The following is a 19,640-nucleotide window of genomic DNA, read 5'->3' on the forward strand; positions in this document are numbered from 1 at the left end:
AACGTACCGCCGGTTTTTTTGTGCGCGACTATTACGCCGGCTGTTCTTCCTTGCCCAGGCAAGCGGCCGCGGTGAACAGCACATCGGTGGATGAATTGAGCGCGGTTTCCGCCGAATCCTGCAGCACGCCGATGATGAAACCTACCGCCACCACCTGCATGGCAATCTCGCTGGGGATGCCGAACAGGCTGCACGCCAGGGGAATCAGCAGCAGCGAGCCGCCCGCCACACCGGAAGCACCGCAGGCACAGATGGCCGCGACCACACTGAGCAGCACTGCTGTCGGCAGGTCGACGGCGATGCCCAGGGTGTGCACGGCAGCCAGGGTCAGCACGGTGATGGTAATCGCGGCGCCTGCCATGTTGATGGTGGCACCGAGCGGAATCGACACCGAGTAGGTGTCTTCATGCAGGCCAAGGCGTTTGCTCAGCGCCAGGTTGACCGGAATGTTCGCCGCCGAGCTGCGGGTGAAGAAGGCGGTGATCCCGCTTTCACGCAGGCACATCAGTACCAGCGGATACGGATTGCGGCGCAGTTTCCAGAACACGATGGCGGGGTTGATCACCAGCGCCACGAACAGCATGCAGCCGATCAGCACCACCAGCAGGTGGGCGTAGCCGAGCAGGGCGCCGAAGCCGGAGGTGGCCAGGGTCGAGGCGACCAGGCCGAAAATACCCAGCGGCGCAAAGCGGATCACCACGCGCACGATCAGGGTCACGCCGTTGGACAGGTCTTCCAGCACCGCACGTGTGGTCGGCGCGGCGTGGCGAATGGCAATGCCCATGCCAATGGCCCACGCCAGGATGCCAATGAAGTTGGCATTCATCAGCGCGCTGATCGGGTTGTCCACCACGCTCAGCAACAGGCTCTGCAACACTTCGCCGATGCCGCCGGGCGCGCTGACTGCCGTGTCGTGGGTCACCAGCACCAGCGTGGAGGGGAACCACATACTGGCAACTACCGCCACCACGGCTGCGGCAAAGGTGCCCAGCAAATACAGGAACAGGATCGGTTTGATATGGGTTTCCTGGCCATGCTTATGGTTGGCAATGGATGCCATCACCAGCACAAACACCAGGATCGGCGCCACGGCCTTGAGCGCGGAAACAAATACCTTGCCGATAAACCCGGTGGAGCGTGCCACTTCGGGTAGCAGCAGGGCCAACAGGATGCCGGCGATCAGGCCGATGACGATTTGCGTGACCAGGCTGACGCGGGCCAGTCGTTGCAGAAGAGAAGGGGCAGCAGTCATAAACACTTGTCTCTAGTTTTTTTAGGGCGCAGCTACTGACTCAGAAAGGGCTGTAGGACGCGGATCGCGAAGTCTAGCATGCTGCGGGAAAAGTCCTTGGCGGTGCGGCATTGCGTCACCCATGTGCCCAAGCTTTTGCAAAATCCTGTTAAGATTCTGTCTTCTCACTTTTCCTATCCTTCAGCGAGCCCTTAGGGCTGTCGTTGATGTCGTCGTTTCTGGAGTTTTCATGTTGTTTCCCATCCTGCTGCTGTCGGCCGCCGGCTTTACCGTGCTGACCACAGAATTCGTCATCGTCGGCCTGCTGCCGTCCATCGCCCGTGACCTGAACGTCAGCGTGTCCCAGGCCGGGCTGCTGGTGACCTTGTTCGCGTTTACCGTGGCGGCCTTTGGTCCGTTTCTCACGGCGTACTGTGCGCGTTTCCCACGCAAGCGGTTGTTTATCAGCATCCTGATCATGTTCGGCGTGGCCAATACCGTGGCGGCGCTGGCCCCGAATATCTGGGTGATGGCGCTGGCGCGGTTGATCCCGGCCCTGGGCTTGCCGGTGTTCTGGGCCTTGGCCAGTGAAACGGCGGTGGACATCGTCGGCCCCGAATACGCCGGGCGCGCCATCGAAAAGATCGGCTTTGGTATCGTCTGCGCCACGGTGTTCGGCATTCCGGTGGGCACGCTGATTTCCGATATGTTCGGCTGGCGCACAGCCTTTGCCATCCTCGCAGTCGTGGCGGTGGCCAAGGCTTTGCTGCTGTTTATCTACTTGCCGGTGACAAAACCGAAGAATGCTGAGGTGACGTTGCGCTCGCAGTTCAAGATCCTGCGCAACCCGCTGATGCAGGGCCATATCCTGCTGTCGATCCTGGTGTTCAGCGGCATGTTCACGGCCTACACCTACCTGGCGGACATCCTTGAACGCCTGGCCGGTTTCGACGGCACACTGGTGGGCTGGTGCCTGATGGGCTTCGGTGCGGTCGGGCTGATCGGCAACGCGCTGGGCGGGCGTGCGGTGGATCGCCACCCGTTGATCGCGTCCATGGTGTTCTGCGGTTTCATGATCGCCGGCATGGTCGCGCTGGTGCCGGCAATCCACTCCACCGTCGGCCTGGCGGCGGCGATGGCCGTGTGGGGCGTGACCCAGGCGGCGATGTTTCTGGTCAGCCATGTGCGCTTGATGAAGGCCGCGCCCCACGCCCCCGCGTTTGCCGCATCGCTGAATATCGCCGGGGCCAACCTGGGCATCGGCCTGGGCGCCATGGTCGGCGGCCATGTGATCGACACCTTCGGCCTGGGCAGCCTGGGCTTTGCGGCGTCCGGGTTTATCCTGGTGTCGATTCTGCTCGCGCTGTGGCTGATGACCGCCAAACCGGTGTCGACCTGTGCCTGATTCATGTAGGAGCGGGCTTTTTGTGGTGAGCAGGCTTGCCCTGCGCTGGGCCGCGAAGCAGCCCCTTGGGTCGGCGGTGAAACCGTCGGGGGACAAGCCCCACTCACCACAGCAAGCCCACGTTATGCTCAGGGCAGGGTGGTAAACAGCTCGCGTCGAGCGCCTTCGGTAATTGCGACGATGCCGGGGTGCTTGACCTTGCGCTCCACCGAGATCGCGTAGAACGACTCGGTCACGGCCACGGTCTGGCCAATCAGCGCCACGCCGTACTGGCGCACCACTTCATCGGCAATCACGCTGGGGGCGATAAAGATCCCGCTGCCGGATTGGCCAAACGCCTGCATCAAGGCGCTGTCATCGAACTCGCCGATGATCTTCGGCTGGATCTGCTGCTCGGCAAACCAGCGCTGCAAGCGGCTGCGCACGACGGTTTCCGCTCCCGGAATCAACAGCGGTGCGCCGTGCAGGCAGTGTGGGAAATCACCGCCGTAGGCGTCAGCCAGCGCCTGGGTGGCGAAAAAACTGATGCCACATTCCCCCAACTTCTGGCTATAGCCCTTGATGTCCAGGTGCGTGGGCATCGGGCTGTCGGAAATCACCAGGTCCAGACGCTGGATCGCCAGGTCGGCGAGCAGGCGTTCGAGTTTGTCTTCGCGGCAGGTGATGCGGATCGGTTCACTCAATTCCATGGTCGGCGCGATCAGCCGGTAGACGATGGACTTGGGCACCACGTCCGCCACCCCGACGCGGAACAGGATCTGCTGTTCATCGGGCTGGGCGCGCAGCATGGCCTCCAGTTCATTGCCGGTCTGGAACATCTGCTCGGCGTAGGGCAGGGCCTGGCGGCCGGCTTCGGTCAGTTCCAGTTGGCGGCCGACGCGCTGAAACAGCGCAACGCCATAGGTTTCCTCCAGCAGGCTGATCTGCCCGCTGATGGTCTGGGGCGTGAGGTTGAGCTGCTCACAGGCGCGCACGATGCTGCCGGTCTTGGCCACCACCCAGAAGTAATGCAGTTGTCGGTAATTGAGCATGGCTGCCATCACTTCGTAAAAATCGAAGTATACGCGAGAAAAATACGAATTTTCCTGAACTGTTCACCTGCATAGAATGCCTCGCTATCGCGGGGCCACTATTTGGACCCAATGGTTCTAACGAGGAAGACATCATGAAACTCAATTCCCTGGGCACGGCAGCGTTGCTTGCGCTTTCATTGGTAGTGATCAGCGGTTGCGATCAGGTCGAAAAGAGCGCGCAACAGGTGCTGGGCAAGGCCACCGAGTCGGCCAAGCAAGCGATCGATGACACGCACAAGGCCGCCGAACAGGCCTTGAGTGAAGCGACAAACGGCCTGATCACCCCGCAGAAAAAGGATGACCAGGAAGAGAAAGAAGCAGAATCGAGCAGCAAAGAAGCCTAATGACCCGCACCTCATTTCCCGTACAACGTCAGGACTGACCTATGGATTACCTTTTACAACTGGCCGCCAGCCCCACCGCCTGGATTGCTTTGGCTACCCTGATCGTGATGGAGATCGTGCTGGGTATCGATAACCTGATCTTCATTTCGATCCTTACCAACAAATTGCCGGAGAAGCACCGGGCCAAGGCGCGGCGCATCGGTATCAGCATGGCGTTGGTATTGCGTCTGGGCCTGCTCAGCACCATCGCCTTCATCGTGCAGCTCACGGCGCCGGTGTTCGAAGTATTCGGCCAGGCGTTTTCGTGGAAGGACATGATCCTGATCGCCGGTGGCCTGTTCCTGGTGTGGAAGGCAACCACCGAGATCCATCACAGCATGGACCCGGAGCCCGAAGAGAAGGCCAGCGTCGGCAATACGGTCGCCATCGGCTTCGCCGCGGCTATCGGGCAGATCCTGTTGCTTGACCTGGTGTTTTCCATCGATAGCATCATCACCGCGGTGGGCATGACCGAGCACTTGCCGATCATGATCATTGCCGTAGTGACCTCGGTGATCGTGATGCTGGTGGCGGCCGAGCCGTTGGCCAAGTTCATCAACGACAACCCGACCGTGGTGATGCTGGCCCTGGGCTTCCTGATCATGATCGGTATGACATTGATCGCCGAAGGCTTCGGCGCCCATGTGCCTAAAGGCTACGTGTACGCGGCCATGGCGTTCTCGGCGGCGATCGAATGCTTGAACATTGCCCGCCGCAACCGCCACAAGCGTTTGCTTGATGCCCGGTAATAACCGCTGAAACCAAAAGGCCGGCTGCGCTTCCAGGAGCCCAGCCGGCCTTTTGCTGTCAGGATTCTGCGCTCACCTGCGTCGGATCCGGGCACGTCTCATCGCCGTTGTTCAAGCCCTGCTTGTAGTTGCGACTCAGCAGCGAAGCCTTGCCGTTGTGCCAGGTCAGCGTCAGCACATACAGCGTGTCGTAGTCGCTGCCCGACCAGTCGTCGGTGATGGTGTGCTTTTCGCCCGACGCTTCGCTGGCTACCTTGTTGATCAACTCCGGCAGGTAGCCGTGGGACCAGGCGGTGTAGATAGTGGCGTTGTGGTACTTGTCTTCCACCAGTTCGTCGGCGAGGGCGCTGGTGTCATTCGCGGAAAACTTGATGTTCACCGGCAGGCCCAGCTTGATCGCGCTGGGACTGATGGTCATCAGCGGTCGAATATAGCTGTAGGAATTGTCCAGCTCGCCTTCTTCCACATTGCGTGTCGGGTTGGCGGCAAAGACAAAATCGGCCTTGCCGAATTTTTCCGGCAATACCGTGGCCAGGTTCATTGCCCGGTTGAGGCCCTGGCAATTGAGTTGCCCCAGGCCGCCGGCGGGTTTTTCACCGTGGCGCAGGAATACGAGGGTTTGCACGCCGTCCACTTGTTCGGCGCTGCTGATACGCGACTCCAGGGTCAGCCCGAGAGCGCCGCCGACTAATAACAGCGGCAACATGATGTATGAATATCGTTTCAGGCGCAGCGCAAGGCACAAAGGCTTGATTGTCATTGGGTGTCGAGTCTTCAGTGCATCGGATTAAGGCGGACAAGCCCGGCCCCAGTGACGCATCCGGCGTCCTGCGGTGTTCCCTGTCGATAGCGCGAGGTGCCTCCATTCACCGTACGAGCGCACTTGAGAGTGCCAGTGGGCGTATTGGTTCGCCCACGCGGGACAATAGCCGGTCGATGTTGCGTATTGATGACCCATGCAGGACGCCTTGGGGATGACTATCATGGGGGCTTTCCGAGCTTAACGGCGCATGCTGCCTCGAGGACTTCCCAATGAACCCACTCGCCGCTTTCCCGATCAACAGCAAATGGCCGGCTCAACATCCCGAGCGTCTGCAGCTCTACTCGCTGCCCACGCCCAACGGGGTGAAAGTGTCGATCATGCTCGAAGAGCTGGGGCTGCCCTATGAGGCGCACAAGGTCAGCTTCGAGACCCAGGACCAGTTGTCCCCCGAGTTCCTGTCCCTGAACCCCAACAACAAGATCCCCGCGATCATCGACCCCAATGGCCCCAGCGGCCTGCCGCTGGCGTTGTTCGAGTCGGGCGCGATCCTGATTTACCTGGCGGAGAAAACCAGCCAGCTACTCTCCGAAGACCCGGCTACTCGCTATGAAACCCTCCAGTGGCTGATGTTCCAGATGGGCGGCATCGGCCCGATGTTTGGCCAACTGGGGTTCTTCAACAAGTTCGCCGGCAAGGCCTATGAGGACAAGCGTCCCCGCGACCGCTACGCCGCCGAGTCCCGACGCTTGCTGGACGTGCTGGAAAAACGCCTGCTGGGCCGTACCTGGATCATGGGTGACGAGTACAGCATCGCCGACATCGCGACCTTCCCGTGGATTCGCAACCTGATCGGCTTCTACGAGTCCGGTGACCTGGTGGGCATCGCCGACTTCCCCAACGTACTGCGCGCACTGGACGGCTTTGTGGCTCGGCCAGCGGTGATCCGTGGCCTTAATATTCCGGGTTGAGACATGCCGACTTTCGATTTCAAACAGCTGGACGTATTCAGCCGCGTTTCGCTCAAAGGCAACCCGCTGGCGGTGGTGTTCGGTGCCGACAGCCTGAGCGACCAGCAGATGGCGGATTTCGCCAACTGGACCAACCTCAGCGAAACCACGTTCTTGCTGACACCCCGCGATCCCAGGGCTGACTACCGGGTGCGCATTTTCACCACCTTGAAGGAACTGCCGTTCGCCGGGCACCCGACACTGGGCAGTTGCCACGCGTGGCTGCAGGCCGGTGGCATTCCAAAAGGCGAGGAGATCATCCAGGAGTGCGAAATCGGCCTGGTACGTATCCGTCGTCAAGGCGATGAACTGGCGTTCATCGCGCCGCCGCTATTGCGCTCCGGGCCGGTGGAGGCGTCCGTGATAGAACGCGTGCGCCTGGCGTTGGGTTTGGCGCCTGAAGCGATTGTGCGCAGCCAGTGGGTCGACAACGGTGCGGGCTGGCTGGCAGTGATGCTGGCCGAGCGTAACCAGGTGCTGGAACTGCAGCCGGATTACTCGCAATTGCTCGGGCTGGCCGTGGGCGTGATCGCCCCGTGTGATCCTGACTGCGACGACGTGGACACTCAATTTGAAGTGCGTGCCTTTATCGCTGGCGACGGCGCACAGGAAGACCCGGCCACCGGCAGCTTGAACGCCGGGCTCGCGCAATGGTTGCTCAGCGAAGGCCTGGCGCCGGAGCGCTATGGCGTCAGCCAGGGCACGGCCATCGGGCGTGCAGGCCGGATTCACGTGGAGCGCCAGGGCGATGAAATCTGGGTCGGTGGCGCCGTCGCGGTGTGCATCGACGGGCGTGTGCAGCTCTAGATCAATAAATTGTTACGGCCCACGCAATACACTGTTGGCCCCTTGGCGTTTGTGCTGCGGGGCCCCGGGGGCATAAGCTTTCGCCCCAAAGTTTTCTGCCATTTTCTTTCAGGACCGCCATGACCAGCCAGTTCCCCCAAGCCCGTCCACGCCGCCTGCGCCGCTCCCCGGAGCTGCGTGGCTTGTTCCAGGAAAGCGAATTCACCCTCAACGACCTGGTGCTGCCAATCTTCGTCGAAGAAGAAATCGACGACTTCGTGCCGATCACCAGCATGCCGGGCGTGGTGCGTATCCCCGAGAAAAAACTGGCCGGCGAGATCGAGCGCTACGCCCGTGCCGGTATCAAGTCGGTGATGACCTTTGGCGTGTCCCACCACCTGGACGCCAGCGGCAGTGACACCTGGAAAGAGCGCGGCCTGGTCTCGCGCATGTCCTCGATCATCAAGGACGCCGTGCCTGAGATGATCGTGATGTCCGACACCTGCTTCTGCGAATACACCGACCACGGCCACTGCGGCGTAATGCACGGCGCCCATGTCGACAACGATGCGACGCTGGTCAACCTCGGCAAGCAAGCCGTGGCGGCCGCCCGCGCCGGTGCCGACGTCATCGCCCCTTCGGCGGCGATGGACGGCCAGGTCCAGGCGATTCGACGCGCCCTGGATGATGCCGGCTTTACCCATATCCCGATCATGGCGTATTCGACCAAATTCGCCTCGGCCCTCTACGGCCCGTTCCGCGAAGCCGGCGGCAGCGCACTCAAGGGCGACCGCAAAAGCTATCAGATGAACCCGATGAACCGCCGCGAAGCCGTGCGCGAATCGCTGCTGGACGAGCAGGAGGGCGCGGATGCGCTGATGGTCAAGCCGGCCGGTGCCTACCTCGACATTATCCGCGACATCCGCGAAGCCTCGCGCTTGCCGGTGGCGGCGTATCAGGTGAGCGGCGAGTACGCGATGATCAAGTTCGGCGCCCAGGCCGGTGCGATTGATGAGGGCCGTGTGGTGCGTGAGACGTTGGGCTCGATCAAGCGCGCGGGTGCGGATTTGATCTTCACTTACTTCGCGATGGATTTGGCATTGGCCGGCATCTAAACGTACCTCCACTGTAGGCGCTGGCTTGCCGGCGATAGCATCACCTCGGTGTTACTGAAAGACCGAGGCGCCTGTATCGCCGGCAAGCCAGCTCCTACGGTTTTGTATGGTGTCAGCGCTGTGTGAACGCCAGGTTCAATTCCTACCCCGCAAAGGTTGCCGCAAAGCTGCGGCGCAACCCATTCTGCGTTTTGCGGGTCACTGGCGAGCGCACAAGGTAGGCGAACCCTGGTTAGACTTACCGGTCGATATCTGCAATGCCCGGCCCGTCGTCATCCAAGGAAGCCCCATGTATTCAAGCCGCCTGATCCTGTGCCTTGCCACTTTGCTGGTGCTGGCCGGTTGCTCTACCACGCGCAACCCGCAACAGCCGGCGCGTAGCGAGACCGAGGTGAAGGCGCAGATCGTGCGCCTGTTGCCGGCCAAGGTCGCCGACCGCAACGGCTGGGCCCAGGACATCTACGCCGCCTTCGACGCCCAGAAAATCTATCCCAGCACGGAAAACATCTGCGCCGTGCTGGCGGTCACCGAGCAGGAGTCCACCTACCAGGTCGACCCGCCCGTGCCGAACATGGGCAAGATCGCCCAGGACGAGATCCTGCGTCGCGCCGCCAAGGTCCATGTGCCGGCCTTTGTCGTACGCAGCGCACTGCAACTGCGCTCGCCCAACGGCAAGACCTACGCCGACCGTCTGAGCACTGCCCGCACCGAGCGGGACCTGAGCGGCATCTTCGATGACTTCATCAGCGTTGTGCCCCTGGGCAATACGTTGTTTGGTGGTTTCAACCCGGTGCACACCGCCGGTCCGATGCAGGTGAGCATCGACTTTGCGCAGAAACAGGCGCGCGGTTATCCCTACACGGTGGATGGCAGCATTCGCCGAGAAGTCTTTACCCGCCGTGGCGGCATGTACTTTGGCATCGCGCATTTGCTTGGTTACCCGGTGAACTATGACCAGCCGTTGTACCGCTTCGCGGATTTCAATGCCGGTTGGTACGCCAGCCGCAATGCCGCGTTCCAGGCCGCCGTCAGCCGCGCCTCCGGCACCGAGTTGGCGCTGGATGGGGACTTGATTCGCTACGGTTCATTGCTGCCCGGCACCACCGAGCTGGCGGTGCGTTCATTGGGCGCCAAGCTGGACATGCGCAACCCCAGCATCCGCAGCCAGTTGGAGCAGGGCGAGCAACTGGATTTCGAGGACACCACGCTCTACAAGCGCGTGTTCGCCTTGGCCGACAAGGCCGCAGGTAAGCCGATGCCACGGGCTATCCTGCCGGGCATCGTGCTCAAGAGCCCCAAGATCACCCGCAACCTCACCACGGCCTGGTTCGCCAAGCGGGTCGACGAGCGCTATCAGCGCTGCCTGAAGCGCTGATCAGCTTTGTGGTGAGCGGGCTTGTCCCGCGCTGGGGTGCGTAGCAGCCCCAATCAAAGACACTGAGGACTTTCAGGTGTCACTCTGCGGCTCATTCTGGGGGTGCTTCGCACCCCAGCGCGGGACAAGCCCGCTCACCACAGGGCGGCTCTTCACAACAAAGCGGCGCCATAGCCACACCCACAACCACACGACCGGGAATGCCAGGATCACGAACGGCAGCACATAGCTTGATCGCTCCAGGGCGTCGGCGGTGCCTTCCACCAGGTTGTCGCCCAAATTGCTGAACATCCGGCTGAACCGTGACGGCTGGTTTGCGCCGTCCGAGGAGCGGAAATTCAGCGTCACGCGGTTAGTGTCGAGACGCCGTTGCTGGCCGGCGGCAATCCGGGCCAGTTCCTGTAGCTCGTTTTCAATGCCCGCCTGTTCCTTGCTCAAGGCAATCAGGTCACTGACGGTGATGTCCTTGCGTTTGGCCAACTCGTCCAGTCGTTGTTGCTGGGCTTGCAGGCGATCCTGGCGACGGCGCACGTCGGCGACGGCATCGGCGAGGTCTTCGGCTGTGGTGATGCGCTGGCCGAGTTTGCCGCCTTCAGCAGCCATCGCAACCATCGGCTCCACGCCGGTCGGCGCGATGCGCAGGATGATCTGGCCGCCGCTGTCGTTTTCGGTGATGCCGAGGATATTGCAGGCGCCAAAACGCGCGGTCTCGCAGGCTTCGCGAGTGGCCTGCATGCGCGGTGAAAGCAAGGCGCCGGGAAGGGCCAGACTCAGTTCGTGTTCGTAGGCCAATTGCGCGCCGGCACGGCTTTGTTCGCCGTTGATCACCCGCGCGCGCGAGTGGTCACTGGGCGAGCAGCCAACCAGGGCCAAGCCGGCCAGCAGTGTCAAAAGAGGGACACGAAGTGCGGGGGATTTGCCGTCCGGGTGGCGCATTGCAGTTCCTTGAGGGAGTTGATGCGGCGATTAAAGCGGGTCTGGTGGATTAACGCAAAGCATCGCGGGGGATTTGCGCGGTGGATGGTAATGGCCGCTGCTTGCGGCCAGGCGTACATCTCAACCTTCACTCCAGGGAAGAATCCGCCATGATCACCCACGCCGTCCCCGAAGGTTTTGTCTCGTTGCCCCGCAGCAGTCCGCTGCTGGATCTGCTGGGCCCGGCGTATTGCCGGGGTGAAGGCCTGCAACTGGAAATCGGCCTGCGTGCCGACAATCGCCACGCCAATGGACGGGGCACCGTGCATGGCGGGGTGTTGGCGACCCTGGCGGATATCGGAATGGGGTACGCGATGGCGTTTTCCAGCGAGCCGCCGCTGCCGTTGATTACTGCGAGCATGACCCTGGATTACCTCGGCGCGGTGCAGGTGGGGGAGTGGATTTTGGTGCGGTTGGAACATCACAAACGCGGGCGTCAGATGGCGTTTGCCACGGTGAGCCTGCAGGTGGGGGAGAAGGTGGTGGCGCGGGCGAATGCGGTGTTTGCGGTGCCCCAATCCGACATTTGAACTGCGTTTTTCAGATAGAACGCATTAAGAAAAGGCCCGGTTTTCGTGGAACCGGGCCTTGTCCATGTTGCTCTTGCCAATCAGCTACGTTCGAGGGCCAGGGCTACACCCTGGCCGCCACCGATGCACAGCGTCGCCAGGCCTTTCTTGGCATCGCGCTTGATCATTTCATGCAGCAGGGTCACCAGTACGCGGCAGCCTGAGGCGCCGATCGGGTGGCCGATGGCGATGGCGCCGCCGTTGACGTTGACCTTGTCGGCGTCCCATTCCAGCTCTTTGCCCACCGCCAGGGATTGCGCGGCGAAGGCCTCGTTGGCTTCGATCAGGTCCAGGTCGCCCAGGCTCCAACCGGCTTTGTCCAGGCAACGGCGGGTGGCCGAGACCGGGCCGATGCCCATGATGGCGGGGTCGACGCCGGCGTTGGCGTAACTGGCGATGCGCGCGAGTACTGGCAGGCCGAGGGCCTTGGCTTTGTCGGCGCTCATCAGCAGCACGGCAGCGGCGCCGTCATTGAGACTGGAGGCGTTGCCGGCGGTGACGCTGCCGTCTTTCTTGAACGCCGGTTTCAGCTTGGCCAGGGACTCGGCGGTGGTGCCGGCGCGTGGCTGTTCATCCACGGCGAAGGCCACCGGGTCGCCTTTGCGCTGGGGAATCAGGATCGGCGTGATCTCATCGACAAAACGCCCGGCCTCGATGGCGGCGGCGGCTTTTTGCTGGGAAGCGGCGGCGAACGCGTCCTGGGCTTCACGGCTGATGCCGTACTTGTCCACCAGGTTCTCGGCGGTGATGCCCATGTGGTAATCGTTGAACGCATCCCACAGACCGTCGGTGATCATGCTGTCGATCATCTTGGCGTGGCCCATGCGCAAACCGGTGCGCGCGGCGGGCAGCACATACGGAGCCAGGCTCATGTTCTCCATGCCACCGGCGATGATCACGTCGGCGTCACCGCAACGGATGGCCTGGGCGCCCAGGTGCAGGGCCTTGAGGCCCGAGCCGCAGACTTTGTTCAACGTCAGGCTTGGCACAGCGTGAGGCAGGCCGGCAAGGATCGAAGCCTGACGCGCCGGGTTCTGGCCGCTGCCTGCGGTGAGCACTTGGCCGAGGATCACTTCGTCCACTTCGGCCGGATCGAGGCCGGTCTGTTCCAACAGGCGACGGATCACGGCGGCGCCCAGTTCCGGTGCCGGAATGTTCGCCAGCGAACCCTGGAAGCTGCCCACGGCGGTGCGGGTGGCAGCAACAATCACGACGTCTTGCATGGAATCTGTCCTCACTGGAAGTGCATTTCTGGAACGTGGTCCGGGACGATCAGTTTACCGGCGGTCTTGCTCACAATCTCTTCAACGCTGACGCCAGGTGCGCGTTCCTTGAGGACAAAAGCGCCATTTTCGATTTCCAGGTACGCCAGGTCAGTCAGCACGCGCTTGATGCAGTTGGCGCCGGTCAGTGGCAGGCTGCATTGGCTGAGCAGCTTGGATTCACCATCCTTGGAGGCGTGGGTCATGATCACGATGATGTTTTCCGCACCAGCCACCAGGTCCATGGCGCCGCCCATGCCCTTGACCAGCTTGCCGGGGATCATCCACGAGGCGATGTTGCCTTGGACGTCGACTTCAAACGCACCCAGCACGGTGAGGTCGACGTGGCCGCCGCGGATCATCGCGAAGGACTCGGCGGAAGAAAAGATCGACGCGCCGATACGCGCGGTCACGGTCTGCTTGCCGGCGTTGATCATGTCGGCATCAATGGTTTCTTCGGTAGGAAACGGTCCCATGCCGAGCAGGCCGTTTTCCGATTGCAGCATCACTTCCATGCCTTCGGGGATGTAGTTGGCCACCAGCGTCGGAATGCCGATGCCCAGGTTGACGTAGAAACCGTCCTGCATTTCGCGGGCGACGCGTTGAGCCATTTGTTCGCGGGTAAGAGCCATTTTATGAGTCCTTATTGTTCGGGCTGGGGGCGGATTATTTGCGCACGGTGCGCTGTTCGATGCGCTTCTCGAACGTGCCGCAGATGATCCGGTCGACGTAGATGCCAGGGGTGTGGATCTGCGCCGGGTCCAGCTCGCCCGGTTCGACGATTTCCTCGACTTCGACCACGGTGATCTTGCCGGCGGTGGCGGCCAGCGGGTTGAAGTTCTGGGCGGTGTGGCGGTAGATGACGTTGCCGAAGTGGTCGGCTTTCCAGCCTTTGACGATGGCGAAATCGCCGGTGATGGATTCTTCCATCAGGTACGGGCGGCCGTTGAATTCACGGGTTTCCTTGCCTTCGGCGACCGGGGTGCCGACACCGGTGGCGGTGAAGAACGCCGGGATGCCGGCGCCGCCTGCGCGCATTTTTTCGGCCAGGGTGCCTTGGGGGGTCAGCACCACTTCGATCTCGCCGCTGAGCAATTGCTTCTCGAACAGCGCGTTTTCACCGACGTAGGAGGCGATCACTTTGCTGATCTGCTTTTCTTCCAACAGCACGCCCAGGCCAAAGCCGTCGACGCCGCAGTTGTTGGAAACCACGGTCAGGTCGCGGGTGCCTTTGCGTTTGATCTCGGCGATGAGGTTTTCCGGAATACCGCACAGGCCAAAACCACCGGAAAGCACGGTCATGCCGTCTTCCAGGCCTGCCAGCGCTTCCTCATAGGACGCCACGCGTTTATCGAAACCTGCCATATGCACCTCTTTTATTGTTTGTGGGCCAGCCAATGAACCGAGTGTTGCTCTGGCGGATTGATTTGTTAAGTTGTTTTTTAAGGTTGATTGATTTAGAAAACAGAACAATTAGCCTCAAGCCGCACGCTTCAAGCATAGTCAGCGGCCGCTTTCACTTGCAGCTTTCAACTCGTCACTTGGAGCGTTCCTATGACCGTTAAACAGATGCGGGCGTTTCTCGCCGTGGCCCAGAGCCTGAGTTTTGCCGCCGCCTGCGAGCGCCTGCACCTTTCCCAGTCGGCGCTGAGCCTGACCATCAAGGGCCTGGAAGAAGGCCTGGGCGGGCGCCTGTTCAGCCGCAATACGCGCAATGTCGCGCTGACACCCGAGGGTGAATCCCTGCTGCCCCTGGCACGCCGGCTGATTGCCGATTGGGATAACGCCGAGGATGAACTGCGTCAGCGCTTCACCCTGCAGCGTGGGCGGGTCACGGTGGCGGCGATGCCGTCGTTTGCGGGCAACCTGCTACCGCCGATCCTGAAGATATTCCGCGCACGTTACCCTCAGGTGAATGTGACGGTGCATGACTTGATCAACGAGCAGGTGCTGGAAATGGTCCGCGACCGACAGGTGGAACTGGGTGTCGCGTTCGAGCCGTCAGAGGGTTCGTCGCTGGCATTCACCCCGTTGTACCTGGACCGGTTCATTGCTGTGGTGCCCGGTGATTCACCGTTGGCTGAGTGTGCCGAAATCGATTGGCAAACCTTGCTGGAGCAGCCATTCATCACCTTGCAGCGGCCGTCCACGGTACGGGTGATGCTGGAAGAACACCTGGGCGCGCTGCAGATGAAGTTGCCGGTCGCACTGGAAAGCCATCAATTGGCGACGGTGGGCAAGATGGTTGCCAGCGGCCTGGGCGTCAGTGCGGTGCCGGCGTTGTGCGCGCAGCAGATGGAGGAGGCGGGCGCCCACTGCATTACCTTGACCGACCCGGTCATCGAGCGCCCCATTGGCGTGCTGACCAAGCCGGGACATGAACTGTCGGCGGCGGCACAGGTGCTGTTTGATATTTTCCGCGACGAAGCCGCAAAAGGTCGCTTCCCACTCTGACCCCTGTAGGAGCCGGCTTGCCGGCGATAGCGGTCCTGAGTCTGGCAGTACAACCAAGAAAGGCATGGCCGGCAAGCCGGCGCCTACAAAGTTATGTGGACAGTAAAAGAATGATGGCAATAAAAAAGTCCGCTCGGCTAACCGGGCGGACTTAATGTGTTAATTAGTTTTTATCAGCAGTATCTATCAATCACCTTAACCTGCGATTGGCCTTTGAGGTTCTGCCATTCGGTATTAAGTGTGTGGAAAACCTGCTCGATAAAGTTGCGATCGGCGGCCGCTTTCTTGCCGACATAACCCTGGCCGCGGCGGTACATCTTCAGGCGCGCTGCCAGTTCACGGTTATTGCGGTCGAACTCGGCTTCTTCGGTGTGGGGCGCCAGGCAGTCAATTTGGACTTCGCCCGATTTGCCAATCCACAGGATATGGTCGTCGAGTGTGTCTTTCTGCGCTGCGAACATCTCAGCCAATTCATCGATAGTTGGTTGGTTGTTCAGATTCATGTGTAAGCCCCTTGACCAGTTGGCGATCTATCAGTTGGTTCGTTAAAACTGCTTAGTTGTCTCCGGTTCCGAAAACCGGGCGTCAGCGACTGTCTGCCGAATACGGGCAGGGTCTTGAACCTGATGCATGTAGTCTTGCTGATGAACTGCTACGCAATGCTTTCATAACGAAGACAAGCCGCATTTGAGCGTCTTGTACCGAGCCCATCGGGCCGGTCAGCTTCATCAATCCGCCTTGTGGGCAGTGCACATCCGGAAAAAACAGCTCGGCGGTCAGACGAGCTTGTTCAAAACACGTGTTGCCAACGCTCCCGATCCGGGAGACGTCTCGATAATGCAAGGACAAAAAGGTTACGTCAACGGTTATGTAGTGATTATTTTTCGGCACTACATAAAACGCTGTGGGGACGGGAGAATGCGGGAAATCGTGACTTGGGCGTCATTTTTTGGAGGGGTGGGTCGTAGACCGGAAAGGCTGAGTTCGACACATAATTGTGTAGGCGTCGTCTTGCCGGCGATAATGGTCTGCCAGCCGGAGATTTGTAACTGACACACCGCTATCGCCGGCAAGCCGGCTCCTACAGTGTTGATCGGCGGTGCTTGGGTTATGTCAGGCGGTCGGTCAACAACGGCAACAACCGCTCGCACGACGCCTCGATCTTCACCTGCAACAGCTCATCCCCGCGGGTCTTGCCCAGATTGATGGCAATCACCGGCTTGCCCTGTTCGACCATGGCCTTGCATAAGCGGAAGGCCGAATAGGCCATCAGCGAAGACCCCACCACCAGCAAACCCTCGGCATGCTCCACCGCGGCCATTGCCCTGGCCGCGGTCGCCGGCGCTACGTTCTCTCCAAAAAACACTACATCCGGTTTCAGGCGCTCGCCATTGCAATGGGGGCAGCGGGGAACCTGGAAGTGTTCTTCAAACGCAGGATCGAGCAAGGTATCGCCATCCGGTGCCTGTACCGCATGGACCTGTGCCAGGTAGGGATTGTCGATTTCCATCTGTCGCTGGATCACATCCCGCGTGCTGCGCTGCTGGCAGTCCAGGCACAGCACCCGGTGCAGGCTGCCGTGCAGTTCGATCACATCATGGCTGCCGGCCTGATCATGCAGGGTGTCCACGTTTTGCGTGATCAGCCCGCTGATGCGCTCGCGCTGCTGTAGCGTCGCCAAGGCCAGGTGCGCCTTGTTCGGTTGCGCAATACGGACCCTCGGCCACCCCAGCATCGCCCGGGCCCAATAACGGCGCCGTGCCTGTGGGGTGGCGAGGAACTCCTGGTACATCATCGGCGCCTTGCCTCGACGCACGCCCTCGCTGTCGCGGTAATCGGGAATGCCCGACGACGTGCTGATCCCCGCACCGGTCAGCACCAGGAAGCGCCGTTCGGCCATGGCCCTCTGCAGAATGTCGAGGTGGTCTTCTTGATGTTCCAGCGTATCGAGCATGGGTTCCCCTATTCGCCGCGGATGTACTGCTCCAGCTGTTTGATCAGGTCCGCCTGGTCGGCGATGGCTTCTTTCACCAGGTCGCCGATGGACAGCAGGCCCAGCAGTTTGCCGTCTTCGACCACGGGCAGGTGGCGCAGGTGACTGTCGGTCATGATGTTCATGCACTCATCGACCTTTTTATGCGAGTCGACAGTGATCACCGGAGAACTCATGACTTCATCGACCCGAGTGGTGACCGACGACAGGCCTTTGAGGATGAGTTTACGTGCGTAATCACGTTCGCTGATGATCCCTACCACCACGCCTTCCTTGACGACCGGCAAGGCCCCGACGTTTTTCTCCGACATCCGGACCAGCGCTTCAAACACGGTGTGGTCCCATTGGATGGTATGGACGTCCTGGTTTTTGTGGTCCTTGGCTTTGAGCACTTGTGCAACGGTTTTCATGGCGGCCACTCCGGTGTTGTTGTTAGTGAGTCAGGGTCCCCTTACAGAATCCTAGACGGCCCACGCCGCGGCAAGGTCCAAAGCGGCGTTAAACCGGTCGAAAAACGTCATTCGCCGGATTTTTTCGGTGTTTATCCGGCATTTGTCGGCTTTTTCGCGCGCTTGGGGCTGGCCGCCGTCTTGCGGGGCGTGCTTTTACGTTTCTTTTTCCACGGCGTGGCGCCTCGACCTGCCGGGCTGGCCGGGCCAGTGATGGTCATGCGCATGCCATTGCAGCGCGCCACTTGCTTGCTCATCCAGGCCGCCTGCTTGGCGACGAATTCTTCTAGGCTCATTTCGCCGCTTTGCACCATATCCAGCGCCTGCTCCCAGATTGCAGTGGTGCCCGGGTCGGCGATGGCACGGGGCACCGCATCGATCAGGCTGAACGCCGCCGGTGTGGCCGACAGGGCCTTGCCGTTCTTCACCAGGTAACCACGGTCCAGCAGACCCTGGATGATGCCGGCGCGAGTGGCCTCGGTGCCGATGCCGGTGGTGTCCTTGAGCTTTTGCTTGAGCAGCGGGTCTTCCACCAGCTTGGCGACGTTCTTCATCGCCTTGATCAGGTCGCCTTCGGTAAAGGGCTTGGGCGGTTGGGTCCACAGGTCCTTGAGGTTGACCTTGGCCACGGCATAATCCTGGCCCTGCACCAATGGCGGCAGCGCTTGGGGAACCGGTGCTTCGCGGCCTTTGGCCGGCGCGAGGGCTTCGGGCAGGGCGCGTTTCCAGCCCGGCTCGATCACCACTTTGCCCACCGCACGCAACGCCTGGCCCGCACAGTCGAAATCTGCCTGGGTGCGGTCGTACTCATGATTGGGCAGGAACTGCGCCAGGTAGCGCGCGCGAATCAGGGTGTAGACCGCACGATGTTTGCCCGTGAGTTGCCCGACGTCCTTGCCGGCGCCGGTAGGAATGATGCCGTGGTGAGCGCTGACCTTGGCGTCGTTCCAGGCCCGTGAGCGGCGCTGAGGGTCGATGTGAGGCATCAGCTCGTTCACGCCTGCATCGGCCCGGCCCAATGCCGCGAGAATCTTCGGCGCCTCGCTGTGCTGGCTCAGCGGCAGGTAGCCGCAATCGCTGCGGGGGTAGGTGATGACTTTGTGGGTTTCATACAGCGACTGGGCGATGTCCAGGGTTTCCTGGGCGCCAAGGCCGAGTTTCTTGGAGCAGATTTCCTGCAGGGTGCCCAGGTCGAAGGGCAGGGGTGCCACTTCGCGCATGCGTTCGGTACGCAGCTTGACCAGCCTTGCGGTGGCGGCGTTGCGCATCGCGTCGGCAGCGTCTCGCGCCAGTTGCGGGTTGAGGCAGCGGCCCTGGTCATCACAGGCATCCTCGGCTGCGCGCCATTGGGCGGTGAAGGTCATGGCGTTATGGCGCAAGTCGACATCAATCGCCCAGTACGCCACCGGCACGAAATCGGCGATGCTGCGGTCGCGGTCCACCACCAGGCGCAAGGTCGGCGTTTGCACACGACCCACGGGCAGCACGCCCTGATAACCGGATTGGCGCCCCAGCAAGGTAAACAGGCGACTCATGTTCATGCCGATCAGCCAGTCGGCGCGGGAGCGGCCCAGGGCCGAGTGATACAGGCTGAAGGTCTCGGCGCCGGGCTTGAGGGCCGCTAATGCCTTGCGGATGGAGGCGTCATCCAACGCCGACAGCCACAGCCGCTGGATCGGCCCGCGATAGCGGCAATGCTCCACCAGCTCACGCGCGATCATCTCGCCTTCGCGGTCGGCGTCGGTGGCGATCACCAGCTCCTGGGCTTCTCCCAGCAAGCGCTTGACCGCCTTGAACTGGCTGGCGGTCTTGGGCTTGACCAACATCTTCCATTTTTCCGGGACGATGGGCAGGTCGGCCAGTACCCAGCGTTTGTACTTTTCGTCGTAGGCGTCGGGCGGGGCGGTTTCCAGCAGGTGGCCGATGCACCAGGTGACCGTGACGCCATTGCCCAGCCAGCACCCGTCGCCACGGCGGCTGGCGCCGAGCACGGCCGCGATATCTTTGGCCTGGGAGGGTTTTTCACAGAGGTACAGCCGCATGGTCATCAC

General features: G+C 61.3%; 20 protein-coding genes. 9 read left to right on the forward strand and 11 right to left on the reverse strand.

Annotated features, from left to right (window positions below; genetic code table 11):
- Positions 1-31: 31 nt before the first annotated feature.
- Positions 32-1,252, reverse strand: coding sequence for a serine/threonine transporter SstT (gene sstT, locus BM70_RS0102120; RefSeq protein ID WP_025854461.1), 1,221 nt, complete (start codon positions 1,250-1,252; stop codon positions 32-34).
- 229 nt (positions 1,253-1,481) lie between these two features.
- Here sstT and BM70_RS0102125 point away from each other — a divergent pair, with 229 nt between their 5' ends.
- Positions 1,482-2,636 (forward strand): MFS transporter, encoded by a 1,155-nt coding sequence (locus BM70_RS0102125; protein ID WP_025854462.1) that lies wholly within the window; start codon positions 1,482-1,484, stop codon positions 2,634-2,636.
- 128 nt (positions 2,637-2,764) lie between these two features.
- On the opposite strand, the gene nhaR is transcribed toward BM70_RS0102125, so the two are convergent.
- On the reverse strand, positions 2,765-3,667 hold the full coding sequence (gene nhaR, locus BM70_RS0102130; protein WP_025854463.1) for a transcriptional activator NhaR: 903 nt from the start codon (positions 3,665-3,667) through the stop codon (positions 2,765-2,767).
- A 134-nt stretch (positions 3,668-3,801) separates the two neighbouring features.
- On the opposite strand from nhaR, the gene BM70_RS0102135 reads away from it, so the two are divergent.
- Together BM70_RS0102135 and BM70_RS0102140 are read left to right on the forward strand one after the other, a co-directional pair.
- Complete coding sequence (locus tag BM70_RS0102135) at positions 3,802-4,053, forward strand: hypothetical protein (RefSeq protein ID WP_025854464.1); 252 nt, start codon at positions 3,802-3,804, stop codon at positions 4,051-4,053.
- 41 nt (positions 4,054-4,094) lie between these two features.
- Positions 4,095-4,841 (forward strand): TerC family protein, encoded by a 747-nt coding sequence (locus BM70_RS0102140; RefSeq protein ID WP_025854465.1) that lies wholly within the window; start codon positions 4,095-4,097, stop codon positions 4,839-4,841.
- A 58-nt stretch (positions 4,842-4,899) separates the two neighbouring features.
- On the opposite strand, the gene BM70_RS0102145 is transcribed toward BM70_RS0102140, so the two are convergent.
- Positions 4,900-5,601 (reverse strand): hypothetical protein, encoded by a 702-nt coding sequence (locus BM70_RS0102145; RefSeq protein WP_025854466.1) that lies wholly within the window; start codon positions 5,599-5,601, stop codon positions 4,900-4,902.
- A 272-nt stretch (positions 5,602-5,873) separates the two neighbouring features.
- Here BM70_RS0102145 and BM70_RS0102150 point away from each other — a divergent pair, with 272 nt between their 5' ends.
- The 4 genes from BM70_RS0102150 to BM70_RS0102165 all read left to right on the forward strand — a co-directional run bounded on the left by BM70_RS0102150 (position 5,874) and on the right by BM70_RS0102165 (position 9,887).
- Positions 5,874-6,572 carry a glutathione S-transferase N-terminal domain-containing protein gene (locus BM70_RS0102150; protein WP_025854467.1) on the forward strand — a complete coding sequence of 233 codons (699 nt, stop codon included), beginning with the start codon at positions 5,874-5,876 and terminating at the stop codon, positions 6,570-6,572.
- A gap of 3 nt (positions 6,573-6,575) precedes the next feature.
- A complete protein-coding gene (locus BM70_RS0102155) occupies positions 6,576-7,418 on the forward strand; it encodes a PhzF family phenazine biosynthesis protein (RefSeq protein WP_025854468.1) in 843 nt (280 codons plus the stop codon).
- 119 nt (positions 7,419-7,537) lie between these two features.
- A complete protein-coding gene (gene hemB, locus BM70_RS0102160) occupies positions 7,538-8,512 on the forward strand; it encodes a porphobilinogen synthase (protein WP_025854469.1) in 975 nt (324 codons plus the stop codon).
- A gap of 289 nt (positions 8,513-8,801) precedes the next feature.
- On the forward strand, positions 8,802-9,887 hold the full coding sequence (locus BM70_RS0102165) for a DUF1615 domain-containing protein (RefSeq protein WP_025854470.1): 1,086 nt from the start codon (positions 8,802-8,804) through the stop codon (positions 9,885-9,887).
- Between the two features lie 72 nt (positions 9,888-9,959).
- On the opposite strand, the gene BM70_RS0102170 is transcribed toward BM70_RS0102165, so the two are convergent.
- Complete coding sequence (locus tag BM70_RS0102170; RefSeq protein WP_025854471.1) at positions 9,960-10,823, reverse strand: DUF4349 domain-containing protein; 864 nt, start codon at positions 10,821-10,823, stop codon at positions 9,960-9,962.
- Between the two features lie 149 nt (positions 10,824-10,972).
- On the opposite strand from BM70_RS0102170, the gene BM70_RS0102175 reads away from it, so the two are divergent.
- Entirely contained in the window at positions 10,973-11,392 is a 420-nt protein-coding gene (locus tag BM70_RS0102175; RefSeq protein WP_025854472.1) for a PaaI family thioesterase, read from the forward strand.
- 80 nt (positions 11,393-11,472) lie between these two features.
- Here the strand turns inward: BM70_RS0102175 and BM70_RS0102180 are convergent, their stop codons facing one another.
- From BM70_RS0102180 to BM70_RS0102190, 3 genes are read right to left on the reverse strand one after another with little or no spacing between them, the layout of a single operon-like run.
- A complete protein-coding gene (locus BM70_RS0102180; RefSeq protein ID WP_025854473.1) occupies positions 11,473-12,654 on the reverse strand; it encodes an acetyl-CoA C-acetyltransferase in 1,182 nt (393 codons plus the stop codon).
- 11 nt (positions 12,655-12,665) lie between these two features.
- On the reverse strand, positions 12,666-13,325 hold the full coding sequence (locus BM70_RS0102185; protein ID WP_003211625.1) for a CoA transferase subunit B: 660 nt from the start codon (positions 13,323-13,325) through the stop codon (positions 12,666-12,668).
- Between the two features lie 34 nt (positions 13,326-13,359).
- The gene (locus tag BM70_RS0102190) at positions 13,360-14,058 is read right to left on the reverse strand and encodes a CoA transferase subunit A (RefSeq protein ID WP_010211319.1); all 699 of its coding nucleotides are present in this window, start codon (positions 14,056-14,058) and stop codon (positions 13,360-13,362) included.
- A gap of 189 nt (positions 14,059-14,247) precedes the next feature.
- On the opposite strand from BM70_RS0102190, the gene BM70_RS0102195 reads away from it, so the two are divergent.
- The gene (locus tag BM70_RS0102195) at positions 14,248-15,147 is read left to right on the forward strand and encodes a LysR family transcriptional regulator (RefSeq protein WP_025854474.1); all 900 of its coding nucleotides are present in this window, start codon (positions 14,248-14,250) and stop codon (positions 15,145-15,147) included.
- A gap of 173 nt (positions 15,148-15,320) precedes the next feature.
- Here BM70_RS0102195 and BM70_RS0102200 read toward each other — a convergent pair whose 3' ends face one another.
- The 4 genes from BM70_RS0102200 to BM70_RS0102215 form a co-directional block, all read right to left on the reverse strand.
- Positions 15,321-15,650: a hypothetical protein gene (locus tag BM70_RS0102200; protein ID WP_025854475.1), complete on the reverse strand. Its 330-nt coding sequence runs from the start codon at positions 15,648-15,650 to the stop codon at positions 15,321-15,323.
- Between the two features lie 605 nt (positions 15,651-16,255).
- Entirely contained in the window at positions 16,256-17,101 is an 846-nt protein-coding gene (locus tag BM70_RS0102205) for an NAD-dependent protein deacetylase (RefSeq protein WP_025854476.1), read from the reverse strand.
- A gap of 8 nt (positions 17,102-17,109) precedes the next feature.
- A complete protein-coding gene (locus BM70_RS0102210) occupies positions 17,110-17,550 on the reverse strand; it encodes a CBS domain-containing protein (protein WP_025854477.1) in 441 nt (146 codons plus the stop codon).
- 131 nt (positions 17,551-17,681) lie between these two features.
- The gene (locus tag BM70_RS0102215; RefSeq protein WP_025854478.1) at positions 17,682-19,631 is read right to left on the reverse strand and encodes a DNA topoisomerase III; all 1,950 of its coding nucleotides are present in this window, start codon (positions 19,629-19,631) and stop codon (positions 17,682-17,684) included.
- Positions 19,632-19,640 lie beyond the last annotated feature (9 nt).

The sequence above is a fragment of the Pseudomonas sp. CHM02 genome, from assembly GCF_000612585.1.
In the GTDB taxonomy this organism is placed as follows: Bacteria; Pseudomonadota; Gammaproteobacteria; order Pseudomonadales; family Pseudomonadaceae; genus Aquipseudomonas.